Source organism: Paenibacillus sp. GCM10023250, assembly GCF_042653205.1.
Classification (GTDB): domain Bacteria; phylum Bacillota; class Bacilli; order Paenibacillales; family Paenibacillaceae; genus Paenibacillus_Z.
Genome location: NZ_JBHSHY010000036.1, coordinates 31,728 through 47,081 on the forward strand (window position 1 = coordinate 31,728; position 15,354 = coordinate 47,081).

At 63.9% G+C, this 15,354-nt stretch carries 15 protein-coding genes; all 15 read left to right on the forward strand.

Annotation, left to right across the window (positions count from 1 at the left end; translation table 11 throughout):
* Positions 1 to 35 precede the first annotated feature (35 nt).
* Complete coding sequence (gene urtC / locus ACFPB1_RS21720) at positions 36 to 1,127, forward strand: urea ABC transporter permease subunit UrtC (RefSeq protein ID WP_379228202.1); 1,092 nt, start codon at positions 36 to 38, stop codon at positions 1,125 to 1,127.
* On the forward strand, positions 1,090 to 1,881 hold the full coding sequence (gene urtD / locus ACFPB1_RS21725) for an urea ABC transporter ATP-binding protein UrtD (RefSeq protein WP_379228203.1): 792 nt from the start codon (positions 1,090 to 1,092) through the stop codon (positions 1,879 to 1,881). The genes urtC and urtD overlap by 38 nt, the downstream gene beginning before the upstream one ends.
* Positions 1,859 to 2,554, forward strand: a complete 696-nt coding sequence (gene urtE, locus ACFPB1_RS21730) for an urea ABC transporter ATP-binding subunit UrtE (protein WP_379228204.1) — start codon at positions 1,859 to 1,861, stop codon at positions 2,552 to 2,554. The genes urtD and urtE overlap by 23 nt, the downstream gene beginning before the upstream one ends.
* A gap of 433 nt (positions 2,555 to 2,987) precedes the next feature.
* Complete coding sequence (spoVT, locus tag ACFPB1_RS21735) at positions 2,988 to 3,530, forward strand: stage V sporulation protein T (protein WP_379228205.1); 543 nt, start codon at positions 2,988 to 2,990, stop codon at positions 3,528 to 3,530.
* Between the two features lie 110 nt (positions 3,531 to 3,640).
* The gene (locus ACFPB1_RS21740) at positions 3,641 to 5,638 is read left to right on the forward strand and encodes a putative polysaccharide biosynthesis protein (protein ID WP_379228206.1); all 1,998 of its coding nucleotides are present in this window, start codon (positions 3,641 to 3,643) and stop codon (positions 5,636 to 5,638) included.
* 530 nt (positions 5,639 to 6,168) lie between these two features.
* Positions 6,169 to 7,275, forward strand: a complete 1,107-nt coding sequence (locus ACFPB1_RS21745) for an ABC transporter substrate-binding protein (RefSeq protein ID WP_379228207.1) — start codon at positions 6,169 to 6,171, stop codon at positions 7,273 to 7,275.
* Positions 7,276 to 7,617: 342 nt separating this feature from the next.
* A complete protein-coding gene (gene mazG / locus ACFPB1_RS21750) occupies positions 7,618 to 9,096 on the forward strand; it encodes a nucleoside triphosphate pyrophosphohydrolase (RefSeq protein ID WP_379228208.1) in 1,479 nt (492 codons plus the stop codon).
* A 182-nt stretch (positions 9,097 to 9,278) separates the two neighbouring features.
* Positions 9,279 to 9,551, forward strand: coding sequence for an HU family DNA-binding protein (locus ACFPB1_RS21755; RefSeq protein WP_379228209.1), 273 nt, complete (start codon positions 9,279 to 9,281; stop codon positions 9,549 to 9,551).
* 2 nt (positions 9,552 to 9,553) lie between these two features.
* Positions 9,554 to 9,838, forward strand: a complete 285-nt coding sequence (locus tag ACFPB1_RS21760; RefSeq protein ID WP_379228210.1) for an RNA-binding S4 domain-containing protein — start codon at positions 9,554 to 9,556, stop codon at positions 9,836 to 9,838.
* A 196-nt stretch (positions 9,839 to 10,034) separates the two neighbouring features.
* Entirely contained in the window at positions 10,035 to 10,322 is a 288-nt protein-coding gene (gene yabP, locus ACFPB1_RS21765) for a sporulation protein YabP (RefSeq protein ID WP_090648855.1), read from the forward strand.
* Positions 10,319 to 10,969: a spore cortex biosynthesis protein YabQ gene (yabQ, locus tag ACFPB1_RS21770; RefSeq protein WP_379228211.1), complete on the forward strand. Its 651-nt coding sequence runs from the start codon at positions 10,319 to 10,321 to the stop codon at positions 10,967 to 10,969. Before yabP ends, yabQ begins: the two co-directional genes overlap by 4 nt.
* Positions 10,970 to 10,993: 24 nt before the next feature.
* Positions 10,994 to 11,311 (forward strand): FtsB family cell division protein, encoded by a 318-nt coding sequence (locus ACFPB1_RS21775; protein WP_379228212.1) that lies wholly within the window; start codon positions 10,994 to 10,996, stop codon positions 11,309 to 11,311.
* A gap of 166 nt (positions 11,312 to 11,477) precedes the next feature.
* On the forward strand, positions 11,478 to 11,990 hold the full coding sequence (locus ACFPB1_RS21780; RefSeq protein ID WP_379228214.1) for a S1 domain-containing RNA-binding protein: 513 nt from the start codon (positions 11,478 to 11,480) through the stop codon (positions 11,988 to 11,990).
* Positions 11,991 to 12,426: 436 nt separating this feature from the next.
* A complete protein-coding gene (gene spoIIE / locus ACFPB1_RS21785; protein ID WP_379228215.1) occupies positions 12,427 to 14,928 on the forward strand; it encodes a stage II sporulation protein E in 2,502 nt (833 codons plus the stop codon).
* Position 14,929: 1 nt separating this feature from the next.
* The coding region (locus tag ACFPB1_RS21790) for a hypothetical protein (RefSeq protein ID WP_379228216.1) at positions 14,930 to 15,354 on the forward strand (425 nt) is incomplete at its 3' end.

Sequence of the window (15,354 nt, forward strand, 5' to 3'; positions counted from 1 at the left end):
CCGGGCGGAGGCGCCCGTGAAAGGTGGAGAACGTCATGCTAATACGCAACCTGCCGGCACGGCGGCTGTGGCTGCTGGCGGCGTACGCGGCGGCAGCGGCGGCGCTGTTCTGCGCGCCGCTCGCGCTGAGCGATTTTCGCCTCAACCTGCTCGCGAAGTTTCTGGCCTACGCCATCGTGGCGCTGGGGCTCGACCTGATCTGGGGCTATACCGGCATCCTCAGCCTGGGTCACGGGGTGTTCTTCGGGCTCGGCGGCTACGCGATGGCGATGTACCTGAAGCTGGAGGCGAGCGGCGGCCGGCTGCCGGACTTCATGGACTGGAGCGGGCTGACGAAGCTGCCGTGGTTCTGGAAGCCGTTCGAATCGCTCGGCTTCGCGCTCGCGGCGGGCATCCTGCTGCCGGTGCTGCTCGCGCTGTTCCTCGGCTTCTTCACGTTCCGCAACCGGATCCGCGGGGTCTACTTCACGATCCTGACCCAAGCGCTCGTCATCATCGCGACGACGCTGTTCGTCGGCCAGCAGGCGTACACGGGCGGCACCAACGGCCTGACCGGCTACGGCAAGCTGCTCGGCCATTCGCTCGGAGCGCCGGAGACGAAGCGGTGGCTGTACTTCGCGACCGTGGCGGTCTTGATCGGTGCGTTCCTGCTGTGCCGGTTCCTCGTCAAGAGCCGGTTCGGCAAAGTGCTGCGGGCGATCCGGGACGGCGAGAACCGCGTCCGGTTCCTCGGTTACGACCCGGCGGTCTACCAGACGGTCGCGTTTGCCTTCTCGGCCGGGCTGGCCGGGCTCGCGGGCATGTTGTTCGTGCTGCACGTCGGCATCATCTCGCCGTCGATGATGGGCATCGTGCCGTCGATCGAGATGGTGCTGTGGGTCGCGATCGGGGGCCGCGGCACGCTGATCGGGGCCGTGCTCGGCGCGGTGCTGCTCAATTACGCCAAGAGCGCGTTCAGCGAATCGTACCCGGACATGTGGATCATGCTCATGGGCGCGCTGTTCGTCGCGGTCGTCGTGTTCTTGCCGAAAGGCGCGGCGGGGGCGTTCGGCCTGCTGGCGAAAGGCTTCGGAAGGAGGAGGGCTGCCGATGAAGGAGCCGACGGAGTCCGTTATCCTGCGGTGTGAGGACGTGACCGTCGATTTCGACGGGTTCAAGGCGGTGCGGGGAATGAACCTGGCGCTCGCGCGCGGGGAGCTGCGATTCCTGATCGGGCCGAACGGCGCCGGGAAGACGACGATGCTCGACGTCATCTGCGGCAAGACGAAGCCGGCCTCCGGCCGGGTGCTCTTCGGCGCCGCGGCCGAGATCGACATCACGCGCAAGAAGGAGCACCGGATCGCGGAGCTCGGCATCGGACGCAAATTCCAGACGCCGTCGATCTTCGCGTCGCTGACGGTCTACGAGAACGTGGAGCTCGCGATGAAGCAGGACCGCGGCGTCTTCGCCGCCATGCGCGCGAAGCTGCGTCCGGCGGAGCGCGGCCGCATCGCGGCGCAGCTGGAGATGGTTGGCCTCGCGGACAAGGCGCGGCTGCGCGCCGGCGGGCTGTCGCACGGCGAGAAGCAGTGGCTCGAGATCGGCATGATGCTGCTGCAGGAGCCGGAGATTCTGCTGCTCGACGAGCCCGTGGCGGGCATGACCGACGACGAGACGGCGAAGACCGGCGAGCTGCTGCGGGAGATCCGCAAGACGCGCTCCGTCATCGTGGTCGAGCATGACATAGAGTTCGTGCGCAATTTCGCGAGCAAGGTGACCGTGATGCATGAAGGCAGGCTGCTGACGGAAGGCGCGATGGACGAGGTGCAGCGCGACGACCGGGTAGCGGAAGTGTATCTGGGGAAAAGGCGGGATGCCGATGCTGGCCGTTCAACAGCTTGAAGCGGGGTACGGGGAAAGCGTGATCCTGCGCGGGGTAACGCTGCAGGTGAGGCCGGGGCAGGTGGTCTGCCTGCTCGGGCGCAACGGCGTCGGCAAGACGACGCTGATGAAGAGCATCATGGGCGTCCTGAAGGCGCGCAAAGGGTCGGTCTCCTATAAGGGGACCGATCTCACCAAGCGGCCGCCGGGGCAGCGGGCGAAGCAGGGGATCGGCTACGTGCCGCAGGGCCGCGAGGTGTTTCCGCAGCTGACCGTGTTCGAGAACGTGCTGCTCGGCATGGAAGCGTCGGAAGCGAAGGGACGGGCGATCCCGGCGTCGGCGATCGCGAAATTTCCGGCGCTGCCAGCCATGTACGATCGCCGGGGCGGCGACCTGAGCGGCGGGCAGCAGCAGCAGCTCGCGTTTGCCCGGGCGCTGGCGTCGGAGCCGGACCTGCTGCTGCTCGACGAGCCGTGCGAAGGCATTCAGCCGTCCATCGTCGAGGATATCCGCGACGTCATCCGGTCCATTAAGGCGGACGGGAAGACCGCGATCTTGCTTGCGGAGCAAAGCCTCGAGTTCGTGAAGAGCGTCGGCGATTACTTCTACATCCTCGAGAAAGGCACGGTGGCCTGGGAGGGCGGACTGGCGGACGTGAACGACGAAGTGATCCGGCACTACTTGACGGTATGATGCGCGGGCGAACCGGGTTTGTGTAATCGAACCTAACCCAAATATTGACAGATGCGTGAAGCATCGGGTCGCCATGACCAAACGGGGAGCGATCGACCATGGAACGTATTGGCAAGGCCGGCCCGCGAGGGCGAATATTGACCGTCTTCGGTTTCATCGTGACGCTGATGTTTTTCCGTCATCCCGCCGCTCGGCTGTGAGCGGCGGTTTTTTTTGCGTTCCGCGGGCCGTTCCCCGGGCGCTGCCGAGGCCCCGCGGAGACCGCAACGGAGCGTGTTGACCAATGCATAAGAAAATGGGAGGGGATGAATACTATGGTCAGTTCGCTAAACACCTCTTTCAAGGATTCTCTCCTCTTGAATAATAAAGCTCTGCCGGCATCACCAGTCCAGTCGAATTCAAAACCTTCCAAGGAAAGTGGGGCAACTAGAACATGAAAGCAACTGGAATTGTCCGTCGCATCGACGATCTCGGCCGGGTCGTCATCCCTAAGGAAATCCGCCGTACGCTGCGTATACGCGAGGGCGACCCGCTGGAAATTTTCGTCGACCGCGACGGCGAGGTTATTTTGAAGAAGTACTCCCCGATCGGCGAGCTCGGCGATTTTGCCAAGGAGTACGCGGAATCCCTCTCCGAAAGCACGAATCATATCACGCTGATCACGGACCGCGACAACATCATCGCCGTGGCGGGCGCGCCGAAGAAGGAGTACCTGGAGAAGCCGATCGGCTCGATGCTGGAGGGCTGCATGGAAAGCCGCAAGACGGTGGTGGAATCCGCCGGCGGGTCGTTCGAGGTCGTGAAGGACGTCGGCGAAACGTTCAGCTCGTTCGTGGCGGCGCCGATCGTCGCGGGCGGCGATCCGATCGGTACGGTCGTGCTGCTAAGCAAGGACGAGGCGACGAAGATGTCGCAGATGGAAACGAAAATGGCGGAAACCGCAGCCGGGTTCCTCGCCAAACAGATGGAACAATGACCGCGACAAGCTCTCTTGAAGGTTCGCCTTCGGGAGGGCTTTTTTTGCGCGCTCTTCCGGCTGTTAGGGTATAATGGGGGGCAGGAGAAGAGACAGGCAGGTGCGGAAGCGTGAAGCAAAAGCAAGCGGGGAGTTTGGCGGAAGGCGCCGGGAGCGCGGGACGGCACGCGCGCGTCCCGGGCGGACAGGATGGCCGGCATGGGGAAGGCCGGCCGCCTTCGCGGGGAGACGGCGCGGACCGGCGCGGCGGCAGCGGCGGGACGGGGCCGCGATTCATGAAGGGCGCCGCCTTGATGGGCGGCGCGATGCTGGTCAGCAAGGCGCTCGGCACGCTGCAGAAGATTCCGATGCAAAATATCGCGGGCGACCGCGTCTTCGGCATCTATAACGCGGTCTATCCTTTGTACCAGCTGCTGCTCGTCCTGGTGACGGCGGGGTTTCCCGTCGCGATCTCGCTGCTCGTCGCCGAGCGCGAAGCGGCCGGGGACAAGCACGGCTCGGAACGCGTGCTGGCGGCGAGCGTCCGGCTGCTGGCGGCATGCGGCGTCGCTGGCTTCCTGCTGCTGTGGACGGGCGCGCGCCAGATCGCGGACTGGCTCGGCGACGATGCCGCGGCGCAGGCGGTCCGTGCCTCGTCGCTCGCGTTCTGGGTCGCGCCGGTCATGGCGGCATTCCGCGGCTACTATCAAGGCCGCGGCCACATGCTGCCGTCGGCGGCGTCGCAGCTGGCCGAGCAGGCGGTGCGCGTCGCCGGCATGCTGGCGCTCTTGCTCGCCGGCTGGCAGCTCGGCTGGCCCGACGCCCGGCTCGCGGCCGGCGCGACGGCGGGCTCCGCGATCGGCGGCACGGCCGGCCTCGCGGCGATCGCCGCGTACTGGGCGTGGGAGAAGCGGCGCGCGGCGGCGGGCGGTAACGGGGACGGCGCGGCGAAGGAACGCGCGGCGGACCGCGAGGATGCGCGGGCGCCGAAGCGGGCGCGCGGCCATGGGCGGAGCCGCGACGGCCTGGCCGGCGGGCCGGGCGCGCATGTTCGGGCAGCAGGCGCGCGGCCATCCGCCGAACAGCGCCCGGATGAGGCGGCCTCGCGGTCCGGCCTGGAGGAGCGGGCCCGCCCGGAGACCGCTGCTGCGGCTGACGCCCGGGCAGGCGGCGATGCGGCCGCCGCCGGGACGAGCCTGCCCGCGCTGATGAAGCGGCTCGCGCTGCTGGCGGTGCCCGTGACGCTGGGCGCGCTCGCGCTGCCGGTGCTGAACGTCGTGGATGCGTTCACCGTGCCCCGGCTGCTGCAGGGGGACGGCCTCGCCCAGCCCGAGGCGATGTCGCTGTTCGGACTGTACAGCCGCGGCCAGCCGCTCGTGCAGCTGGTCGTGATGGTCGCCGGCGCGATGGGCGGGGCGTTCGTGCCCGCGCTGGCGGGCGCCCGCGCGAGCGGCGACGCGGACGGGATCCGGCGGCAGGCGGCGCTCGTGCTGCGCGCCGCCTGGAGCGTCGGCGCCGCCGCGGCCGTGGGGCTCGCGCTGCTGGCCGAGCCCATGAACGTCATGCTGTACGCGGACGCGGCCGGCTCGCGCACGTTCGCGCTGGTCGGGTGCACGGCGCTCGCCGGCACCGTGAGCGCGCTGGCTGCCGCCGTGCTGCAAGGGCTGGGCACGGCGCGGACGCCCGCGCTGCTCATGCTGACCGCGGCCGCGCTCAAGGCGGCGTTCAACGCCGCCCTGGTGCCGGCCTACGGCACAGCTGGCGCCGCCTGCTCCGGCATCGCGGCGCTCACCGCGGCGGCCTTGTTGGGCTCGGCCGCCGTCCGCCGCGCCACTGGCGCGGCCGTGCCCGCGCGCCGTGCCGCGGGCGTGGTCCTCGCGCTCGCGGTCATGGCCGCGGCGCTTGTCCTGGCCGAGCGCGGCGGCGCCCCGCTGCTCGGCCTCGTGCTGCCGCCGAGGGCGGCGGCGGCCGCGCTCGCGCTCGGCTGCACCGCCCTCGGCGGCGCGCTCTTCTTCGCCGTCGCGCTGCGCTTCGGCGGCGTGACCGCGCGCGAGCTGCGCGCGCTGCCGGGCGGCGAGGCGATCGCCGCCCGGCTGATCCGCCTGCGTCTGCTGCGCGACGAAGGCTAGGCGCCGGGCCGCCGCCCTCATGCCGTGCGCACCGCCGTTCCGGCCCGTTCCCGATCAGCAATCGGCGAACGGGCTTTTTTCGTTCGCGCTTACCCGTAACGTGCTTGTTCCGCATCACGCTGGCCCGCAACGCGCTTGCCGCATCACGCTTGTCCGCATCACGCTTCCCGCATCACGCTGGCCCGTCACGCTTGTCCGCATCACGCTTGCCGCATCACGCTTCCCGCATCGTACCGTTTCCCCAAGCCTAGCCTGCGCAGGTCCGGCACATTCCTGCTTTGTTTCCTTTCGCATCACACTTCCCGTAGATGTTACTTCCTCGTCAATTCGCCGAACCCGAACGTTCGGCTTTTTCTCGTCCGACCTTGGCATTTCGCCCAAAAGATGCCGTTTCCATTCGTCATTTCGCCAATTCTGTGTGAAGGAACTTTACATAATCTCCTGCCCGGCGGTACGATCGAAGCGAATCGACGATACATACAGAAATGCATCGCATATCGCCGGCCTGAGCCGGCTTGGGAGGGGAAACCATGGCAAGACGGGCGAAAGGCGTTTGGATGGCAATGGTACTGAGCGCGGTGCTGATCGCGGGCTGCGGGTCGAACGGAAACGGAACCACCGGCGGAAACGCGGCCGCGGGCGAAGCACAAGGCGATGCGCAAAGCAGCGCCGCGGCGGATGCGGCAACGGCCGCGAACGCGGGTTCGGCGCAGACGGAGGCGGCAAACGCGCCTGCCGCGTCCGGCAAGCCGGCGGACGTCACCCTGATCGAGGGATGGTACGCGAAGGGCGAGGACGGCGGTTATTTTGCCGCGCTGCAGCAAAATTATTATAAAGATGCCGGCATCAACATGACGATCACGCCCGGCGGACCGCAAATTTCCGCGATGACGCTGGTCGCCTCGGGCAAGGCGGACTTCGGCATTTCCTACGCCGACGACATTCTGCTCGCGCGGGAGCAGGGCATTCCGGTCGTAGGCGTCCTGGCCGGATTCCAATATTCCCCGCAGGTGCTGATCCACCATGCCGACGACAAGATCGAGAGCTTCGCCGACATCGGCGACCGGACGGTTTACGTCACGCCCGGCACGCTCTATTGGGAATACATCAAGCACAAATTCAGCCTGACGAACGCGAAGCCGATGGCGTACACGGGCCAGCTCGTTAATTTCATCAAGGATAAGAAGTCGCTCAACCAAGGCTACATCACGAACGAGCCGTACGCGCTCGGCAAGCAGGGCGTCGACGTGTCGCTGCTCAAGATCGCCGACTCCGGGTATGCCAACTACGCCGACGTGCTGTTCACGACCGAGGATTACCTCGCGCAGCATCCGGACGTCGTGAAAGCTGTCGTCGAGGCGAGCCAGAAGGGCTGGAGCTACTACCTCGACAACTACAAGACCGTCAACCCGTTCATCAAGACGTACAACCAGGAGGCGACGCTGGACGCGATGGACTACGAGGCCGAGCACGAGAAGGAATTCATCCTGACGGACGAGGCGAAAGCGAACGGCATCGGCACGATGACCGCCGACCGGTGGAACGAGCTGCAGGATCAGCTGATGACGATCGGCGGCCTGAAGGCGAAGCAGGACGTGACCAAGGCGTTCATGACGGAGTTTCTGGCGAAGCCTTAGCCCCTGTAGCCGCGAAAAGCTTTGGCGTCTCGCGCCAAGCGCCGCTCCGGCCGGGCCTCCCGCCGGGCCATCGCCCGAGCGCCGCTGCGGGCCGCGCCTCAAGCCCGGCCGCGTCTCGCGCCCGGACGGCCCGGCTTGCCGCCCCTCACAGACCGCCTCTTTCCGGGCGGTCTTTTCGCGCTCCCCGCACGCAAACTCCACGCGCACTCCACGCGCATGCACCCAACGCCGCCAGGGCCTGCGATCCGCCGGGAATTTGGATCGTTCCCGCCGAAATGATACACTTAGCCATAGCGCGATCACGCACGAACATTTTGTGCCGACCAGGAGGAAATCGAAACGATGCAACCGATCATTACCGTCGTCGGACTCGGCTCCGGCGACGCCGACCAATTGACGCTCGGCGTCTGGCGCCGGCTTCAGGAGGCGCCCAGCCGCTACGTCCGGACGGAGCAGCACCCGATGATGGCGCTGTTCCGCGAGCACGGGCTGGCGTACGAATCCTTCGATTCGCTGTACGAACGGCTGGACTCGTTCCCGGACGTCTACGATGCGATCGCAAGCGAGCTTATCCGGCAATCCCTGGAGCGGGGATCGCTGCTCTACGCGGTGCCCGGCCACCCCATGGTCGCCGAACGCACGGTACAGCTGCTGCACGAGCGCTGCCCGGAGGCGGGCGTCGGGCTGACCGTGCTCGGCGGCGAGAGCTTCCTTGACCAGGCGTTCACGCGGCTCGGCTTCGATCCGATCGAAGGCTTCCAGCTGCTCGACGCCGGCGGGCTGAAGCCGTCCCTGATCCGTCCGGAGCTGCACACCGTCATCGGCCAGGTATATGACGAATTTACGGCGTCCGACGTGAAGCTGACCCTGATGGAGACGCTGCCGGACGACTATCCCGTGACGATCGGCCATGCGCTGGGCGTCGCCGGCGAGGAGCGGATCGTGACCGTGCCGCTGTACGAGCTGGACCGGACGCCGGGCTTCGGCAATCTGTCGCTGATCTGGCTGCCGCGGTCCGAGGACGACCGGCTGCGCAACCGCACCTTTGAGCGGCTGCACGAGATCGTCGGCATTCTGCGCAGTCCCGAAGGCTGCCCGTGGGACAAGGAGCAGACGCACCAGTCCATCCGCAAAAACTTCATCGAAGAGACTTACGAGGCGATCGAGGCGATCGACAACGACGATCCCGATGGCATGCGCGAGGAATTCGGCGACGTCATTCTCCAGGTCATGCTGCACAGCCAGATGGAGGAAGAGACGGGGACGTTCACGGTCTACGACGTCATCCAGTCGCTGAACGAGAAGCTGTTGTTCCGCCATCCGCACGTATTCGGCGATTCCGCCGCGGGCGACGCGAGGGAGGCGCTGCAGAATTGGGAGCAGATGAAGGCCGAGGAGAAGCGGCGCAAAGGCATCGATCCCGCCGCCGCCTCGCAGCTGGACGGCATTCCGCCGGAGCTGCCCGCGCTGATGAAAGCCTATCAGCTGCAGAAGAAAGCGTCCAAGGTCGGCTTCGATTGGGACGAGATCGGCCCGGTGCTCGACAAGGTCCAGGAGGAGCTCGACGAGCTGCGGGAGGCGATCGCGTCCCAGGACCAGGAGGAGCAGGCCGGCGAGCTCGGGGACCTGCTGTTCGCGACGGTCAACGCCGCGCGGTTCATCGGCGCCGACCCGGAAGAGGCGCTCTCGCGGACCAACCGCAAATTCAAGAAACGATTTTCATATATTGAGGAGCAGCTTCGTATAAGCGGGCGATCCTTTGACCAAACTGATTTACTAGAGATGGACCGCTATTGGGAGGAAGCCAAAAAGCTTCCGTAACGTTCGGAAACGTCCAAGAGCGATTCGTCAAATTTCGGCTAATTTCCTCATAAAACACAAAATATTTTTAGGGTCAGGCAGGATTTTTTTGCTAACGGGCAGAATAGTACGTTTTGAGGAAATGAGGCTATCGGCGGCTAATCCGCCTACAACCATATTTGAATTATTAGGAGGATTTTAAGATGAACAAAACGGATTTGATCAACAACATTGCAGCGAAGAGCGGCTTGACGAAGCGCGACGTCGAAGCGGTATTGAATAGCTTCCTCGGTGAAGTCACGGACGCGCTGGCAGGCGGAGACAAAGTGCAGCTGATCGGCTTCGGCACGTTCGAGACGCGCAAGCGCTCCGGCCGCACGGGCCGCAACCCGCAAACGGGCAGCCCGATCACGATCGCGGAATCCAAAGTCCCAGCGTTCAAAGCCGGCAACAAACTGAAAGACGCCATCAAGTAAGCATGCGTCTGGACAAATTCCTCAAAGTATCCCGTCTGATCAAGCGGCGAACCGTCGCGAAGGACGTCTCCGACCAAGGTCGCGTCTGGATCAACGGCCGCGAAGCCAAGGCGAGCAGCGACGTCAAAGCCGGCGACGAGCTCAAGATTCAATACGGCCAGAAGATCGTGACCGTCCGCGTCGAGCGGATCGCGGAGACGACCAAGAAGGACGAGGCGAGCGGCATGTATACTTTGTTGAAGGAAGAATCGCGCCAGCCCGAGGGGAAGCTCGACTGGCAGCCATAACGGAAGACGGCCGCCCCGGATGTTGCCGGCGCGGCCGTCTTTTTTGCGTTTTGCGGCTGCCTGAAGGCACGATCAGGTTCATCATCGTTCGCCCCTTCGCGTGCCACAACCGCCCCCGGCGGCCCGGTTCTAAAACCGTTCCCTCTCTCATAGGCTAGTCTCAGTTACCAGTACGCTCGTAGGAGGGGACGGGGCAATGATAGAGCAGGGCGGCAAGACGCAGAAGCGCCAGGAAATCAAAATGCTTAACCGCAAGATCCTTGAGATTACCGGCGTCATGAACGTGGAAAGCTTCGATGTGGAGGAGTTTCTGTTGGAGACCGAGCTCGGCTTCCTGGCGATTCGCGGCCAGAATCTGCATATGAAGCATTTGAGCCTGGAGCAGGGGCTCGTCGCCATCGAAGGGCTTGTCCACTCGCTTACGTACTTGGACGGCAATACGGCCGCGAAATCCAAAGGCCTGTTCGGGAAGATCTTCAAGTGACCGTCAGCCTTGACGTGCAATGGTGGACCATGATGACGATGCTGCTCTCTGGGATCGGGATGGGCATCGTTTTCGATGGTTACCGCGTCGTGTCGGACGAGCTGCGGATCAGCCGCATCTGGGTGCCGGTCTTCGACCTGCTCTATTGGATCGCCGCCACGCTCACGGTATTTCAGGTGCTGTCGTCGAGCAATCACGGGGAAGTCCGGTTCTATGTGTTTCTGGGGCTGCTGCTCGGCATCGGCTGCTACTACTGGCTGTTCAGCAAAATCACCGTTCGGCTGGTACGGCTGCTGATCGAGACCGTCCGCGCCCTGACGCGCTTCGCGGTCAAATGTTTCCGGCTGCTGATCGTGAAGCCGCTCGTGCTGCTGTTCCGGCTGGCCAAGCTGCTGTTGGCGTTTTTCCTGGCGCTTACTATGTTCCTCTTCAGAATTGTGGTACAATTGGTTCGTCCGTTCTGGCTTCTGCTCTCCTGGATGACCAAGCCGGCGTGGAAGCCGGCGTTTCGCTGGTGGGGCAACCGGGTAAATCCCCTTATCGCGAAGTGGCGGATCCCGGAGAGGTTCCGGCAGGCCAAGAGCGCCGTGCAAGGGCTCTGGCAGCGCTGGAAGAACCGCAAGGATGCGAAGAAGAACGACGACTAATCCACAACGCCGGGAGGTCCATGAATGGCAACGGCAAGCTCCAATCCGGCTCCGAATCAAGCCGGAACGAAACGCAGATTGAAGTTATGGCTATTTTTCGTCGTGCTTTTCATGGGCTGGGCGATTTATACAGGCATTGCGCAGATGAGCCGTCAGGGGCAAGCCGAAGACAAGCTGGCCGCCGCGAAGCAGAAGCTCGACGAGGCGACCAAGCAGACCGAGGACCTGAAGCTCGAGCTGAAGCGGCTGAACGATCCGGAATACATCGGGCTGAAAGCGACGCAGGAATTCGGCATGGTCAAGCAGGGCGAGAAACAGATCGACGTCCTTCCGAAGCCGTAACCGGGCGGCTAAACGGGCTTCCGTCTGTTGCCTTGCATCAACCGTTCGGGTATAATCAGCTTAAGTAACCGCATTTTTCGGCTTACCTCATTTTTACCCGCGGTTCACGGCTGCGGACCTCGAAGCGAATGCTTCGCATAACGGTTAGGGAGGAACATTTTTACCTATGGCAATTGAAGTGGGCGCCAAGTTAGAAGGCAAGGTGACAGGCATTACGCATTTCGGGGCATTCGTCGATTTGTCGGGAGGTGTCACAGGGCTAGTTCACATCTCTGAGATTGCCGATAACTACGTCAAGGACGTTAAGGACCATTTGAAGCTGGAAGACATCGTGACGGTGAAGGTCATTAACGTTGACAAAGACGGGAAAATCGGACTTTCCATCAAACAAGCAATCGACCGGCCAGAAGGTTCCGTACCTCCTCAGCGTGAGCGCACCGGAGATCGCCCAGGCGGCTTCAATCGTCCAGGCGGCGGCGGAGGCGGAGGCTTCAATCGCCCAGGCGGCGGAGGCGGCGGACGCCCATTCAACAAAGCCGGCGGCGGCAAGCCCTCCTACGGCAAGCCTTCTTTCGAGGATAAAATGTCGCGCTTCCTGAAAGACAGCGAAGAACGCATGTCCTCCCTGAAGAAGAACACGGAATCCAAACGCGGCGGCCGCGGCGCCAAGCGCGTTTAACCCCATAGCGTTTTAAAGGCAGTGCCACTCCCGGCACTGCCTTTTTTGCGTTCGCTCCCCCTTCGAGGGACGGCTTATGCAGTCCGCTGCTTAAATATACCCGCCCACGCAAAAAAGTTTTCCCGCCTTCTCACGGTATCCCGACAGGTTCGGACGGCGAACCGACGCGCGCGGCGCGAAAACCCGCCACGCAATTTGTTGAAATCGTAAAGGCTGCGCCCGCGCGGAGCCGTCCCGAGGCGTCCTCGAAGCATCCCGCCCACGGCGGAATCCCAGGTGAGGCGCAGGATCGCGCCGCGGCGACAAGCCTGCCGCCCACGGGAGGCGGACTTGTCGGAAAAAACTTCGGCGTTGACAACGCTATCTGACAAACTTTCGCGAGGGACCGATTCTATAATGGCGATACACTATTTTGGAAAAGGGTGGTGCTTTCTCCATGGCAGTCAAACCCAAGGTCGTCATGTTCCCCGGCGTGCGCAAAACCAGCTTCGTCCACTCGGCGCTTCAGAGAGGGCTGGCCCGCACCGGCGTCCTCCGGCTCGCCGGAATGCTCGCATCGCGCAAGTGGATGTTCATTCTTATGGCCGTCGGCTTCCTGCTCGGACGAGCCGTCATCCTCGAATCGCTCACCCCGTTCGCGGTCGCGTACTTCACGGTCATCTACTTCCTGCGCAGGGATCTGTCCCTGCCGGTCGCCGCGGCGATCATCGCCGGCAGCTGGTTCGCCGTCGCCCCGGATCCGATGTGGATCGCGATGGAGCTGGCGGTCATGTACCTGCTGCTCCGGGGGCTGGAAGCGTACGAGCGGGCGGAGCTCTCTTACGCGCCGCTGCTCGTGTTCGTCGCGACCTTGCTCGTGCGGCTGTTCGGGGTCGTCATCGAGAGCACGCTCGGCTGGTACGAGCTGATGATGGTCGGCGTGGAAGCTTCACTCGGCTTCGTCCTGACGCTGGTGTTTGTCCAAGCCATCCCGGTGCTGACGTTCACGAAGAAGACGTCGGCGCTCAGGAACGAAGAAATCATCTGCCTCATGATCATGCTGGCCTCCATCATGACGGGAACCGTCGGCTGGACCGTGGAAGGCTTATCCCTGGAACATATCATGTCGCGCTACATGCTCCTGCTCTTCGCCTTGGTCGGCGGCGCCCCGCTCGGCGCGTCCGTCGGCGTCGTAGCCGGCCTCATTCTGAGTCTCGCCGACGCCAACGCGATCGTGCAGATGAGCCTGCTCGCCTTCGCCGGCTTGCTGGCCGGACTGCTCCGGGAAGGGGGCAAGATGGCCGTCGCCTTCGGGATGCTCCTAGGCTCGTCCATTCTCGCCATCTACATCGGCAACCAGTCGGACGTCATGGCGTCCACGTGGGAGTCCGTTATTGCGGCCGCCCTGCTGATGGCCACGCCCAAATCGATTACTCGCATTATTTCCAAATACGTGCCAGGCACGCACGAACACGTCAAATCCCAGCACGAGTACGCGAAGCGCGTGCGGGACGTGACGGCACAGCGGGTTGCGCAATTCTCCGAGGTGTTCCGCCAGCTGTCACGCAGCTTCGGGCAGTTCGGCGGCGCGGCGGACGAGCCGGACAACAAGCGGGAAGATACCGTCGGCCACTTCATGAACGCGGCCGCGGAGCGGACCTGCAGCTCGTGCCACCGCAAAGATCTGTGTTGGGAGGGAAAATTTTATGACACGTACCGGATGATGACGAACATGATGACGTCGGTAGAGGAAGGACGACGGCTCGGGCCGAAGGAGGTGCCGAAGGAGTGGAGCGTGCACTGCGTCAAGCCGCAGCAGGTGCTGTCGGTGATGCAGCAGCAGTACGAACTGTATCAGCATGATCTCAAGTGGCGGAAGCAGCTGAGCGAATCGCGCCAGCTCGTGGCGGAGCAGCTGTCCGGCGTCTCGCAGGTCATGGAAGACCTGGCGAGGGAAATTCAACGGGAGGGGCAGCAGCTCCATTTGCAGGAGGAACAGATCCGAGAAGCGCTGGAAGGGCTCGGTTTATCGATACAGGGCATCGAAGTCATCAACCTGGAGGAGGGGAACGTCGAGGTCGAAGTCTACCACACGTTCGGACAAGGCTACGACGAATGCCGCAAAATCATCGCGCCGCTGCTGTCCGACATCATCGGCGAGCCGATCGCGGTCATGTCGGAGCAGCCGCCGGACAAGGAAGGCGGCGCCGCGCTCGTGACGTTCGGCACGGCGAAGGCGTTCGAGGTGGATACCGGCGTGGCCGGTCTCGCGAAAGGCGGGGATTTGCTGTCGGGCGACAGCTTCAGCACGGTCGAGCTGGGCAATGGCAAGTTCGCCGTGGCGATTAGCGACGGCATGGGCAACGGGGAGCGCGCGAAGCAGGAGAGCAGCACGGCGCTCACGATTTTGCAGCAGCTGCTGCAGTCCGGCATGGACGAGAAGCTGGCGATCAAGTCCGTGAATTCGGTCTTGCTGCTTCGGTCCTCGGACGAGGTGTTTGCGACGGTCGACGTGGCGTTAATCGACATGTATTCGGCCAAGACGACGTTCATGAAAATCGGATCAACGCCTAGCTTCATCAAGCGGGGGAACGAAGTGATACCGATCTCGGCCAACAATTTGCCGGTAGGGATTTTGCAGGACATTGATATAGATTTGATTCGCGTGCAGCTGCAGCCGGGCGATACGCTCATCATGATGACCGATGGCATCTACGACGCCCCGGGGCACGCCGTGAACAAGGAAATGTGGATGAAGCGGGTGATCCAGGAGATTAAGACGGAGCACCCGCAGGAGATCGCCGACGCGCTTCTCGATACGGTCGTTCGGTACCATAAGGGAGACATTGTCGACGACATGACGGTCGTCGTCGCGAGAGTGGACAAGCATCAGCCCGAGTGGGCGACATTCCGCTGGCCTGGCATGACCAAGGTCGAGCGTCCAAGGACGGTGAGCTGAAATGGCGATGAAGAAGATGACGACATGGATGCGTCAAGCATTCTTGAATAGAGACGGTATGACGGCGGAGGAGGGGAACAATCGAAGCGGCATGACGGCGGAGGACGGGAACAATCGAAGCGGCCTGAAGGACGAAGGCCGGGCCAAGACGAGCCCGGGCGAAGACCATGCGGCGGAGGGCCGCGGTATATGGGCGTCGCGGAGCAGCCTGCGCCAGCGGCTGCTCGCGGATCGGCGCCGCAAGCTAGGGGGCCAGCCGCTCATGATGCTCGTCCCGGTCGCCGCAGCGGATGCGGAGCGGGAGCGCCTGCGGGACGAGCAGCGGCGCGCGGCGGCCGCGGAGGCGCGCCGGCGCGAGGCGGAGGCGCGGCAGCGGGACGAGCCGTGGCGCCCGGCGGAGGCGGACCGGCCGCAGCGGGCCGTGGC

Bases quoted from the DNA above. Each gene is read 5' to 3' on its own strand.
- urtC (WP_379228202.1), top strand. From the start codon at position 36: ATGCTAATACGCAACCTGCCGGCACGGCGGCTGTGGCTGCTGGCGGCG.
- urtD (WP_379228203.1), top strand. From the start codon at position 1,090: ATGAAGGAGCCGACGGAGTCCGTTATCCTGCGGTGTGAGGACGTGACC.
- urtE (WP_379228204.1), top strand. From the start codon at position 1,859: ATGCTGGCCGTTCAACAGCTTGAAGCGGGGTACGGGGAAAGCGTGATC.
- spoVT (WP_379228205.1), top strand. From the start codon at position 2,988: ATGAAAGCAACTGGAATTGTCCGTCGCATCGACGATCTCGGCCGGGTC.
- ACFPB1_RS21745 (WP_379228207.1), top strand. From the start codon at position 6,169: ATGGCAAGACGGGCGAAAGGCGTTTGGATGGCAATGGTACTGAGCGCG.
- mazG (WP_379228208.1), top strand. From the start codon at position 7,618: ATGCAACCGATCATTACCGTCGTCGGACTCGGCTCCGGCGACGCCGAC.
- ACFPB1_RS21755 (WP_379228209.1), top strand. From the start codon at position 9,279: ATGAACAAAACGGATTTGATCAACAACATTGCAGCGAAGAGCGGCTTG.
- ACFPB1_RS21760 (WP_379228210.1), top strand. From the start codon at position 9,554: ATGCGTCTGGACAAATTCCTCAAAGTATCCCGTCTGATCAAGCGGCGA.
- yabP (WP_090648855.1), top strand. From the start codon at position 10,035: ATGATAGAGCAGGGCGGCAAGACGCAGAAGCGCCAGGAAATCAAAATG.
- ACFPB1_RS21775 (WP_379228212.1), top strand. From the start codon at position 10,994: ATGGCAACGGCAAGCTCCAATCCGGCTCCGAATCAAGCCGGAACGAAA.
- ACFPB1_RS21780 (WP_379228214.1), top strand. From the start codon at position 11,478: ATGGCAATTGAAGTGGGCGCCAAGTTAGAAGGCAAGGTGACAGGCATT.
- spoIIE (WP_379228215.1), top strand. From the start codon at position 12,427: ATGGCAGTCAAACCCAAGGTCGTCATGTTCCCCGGCGTGCGCAAAACC.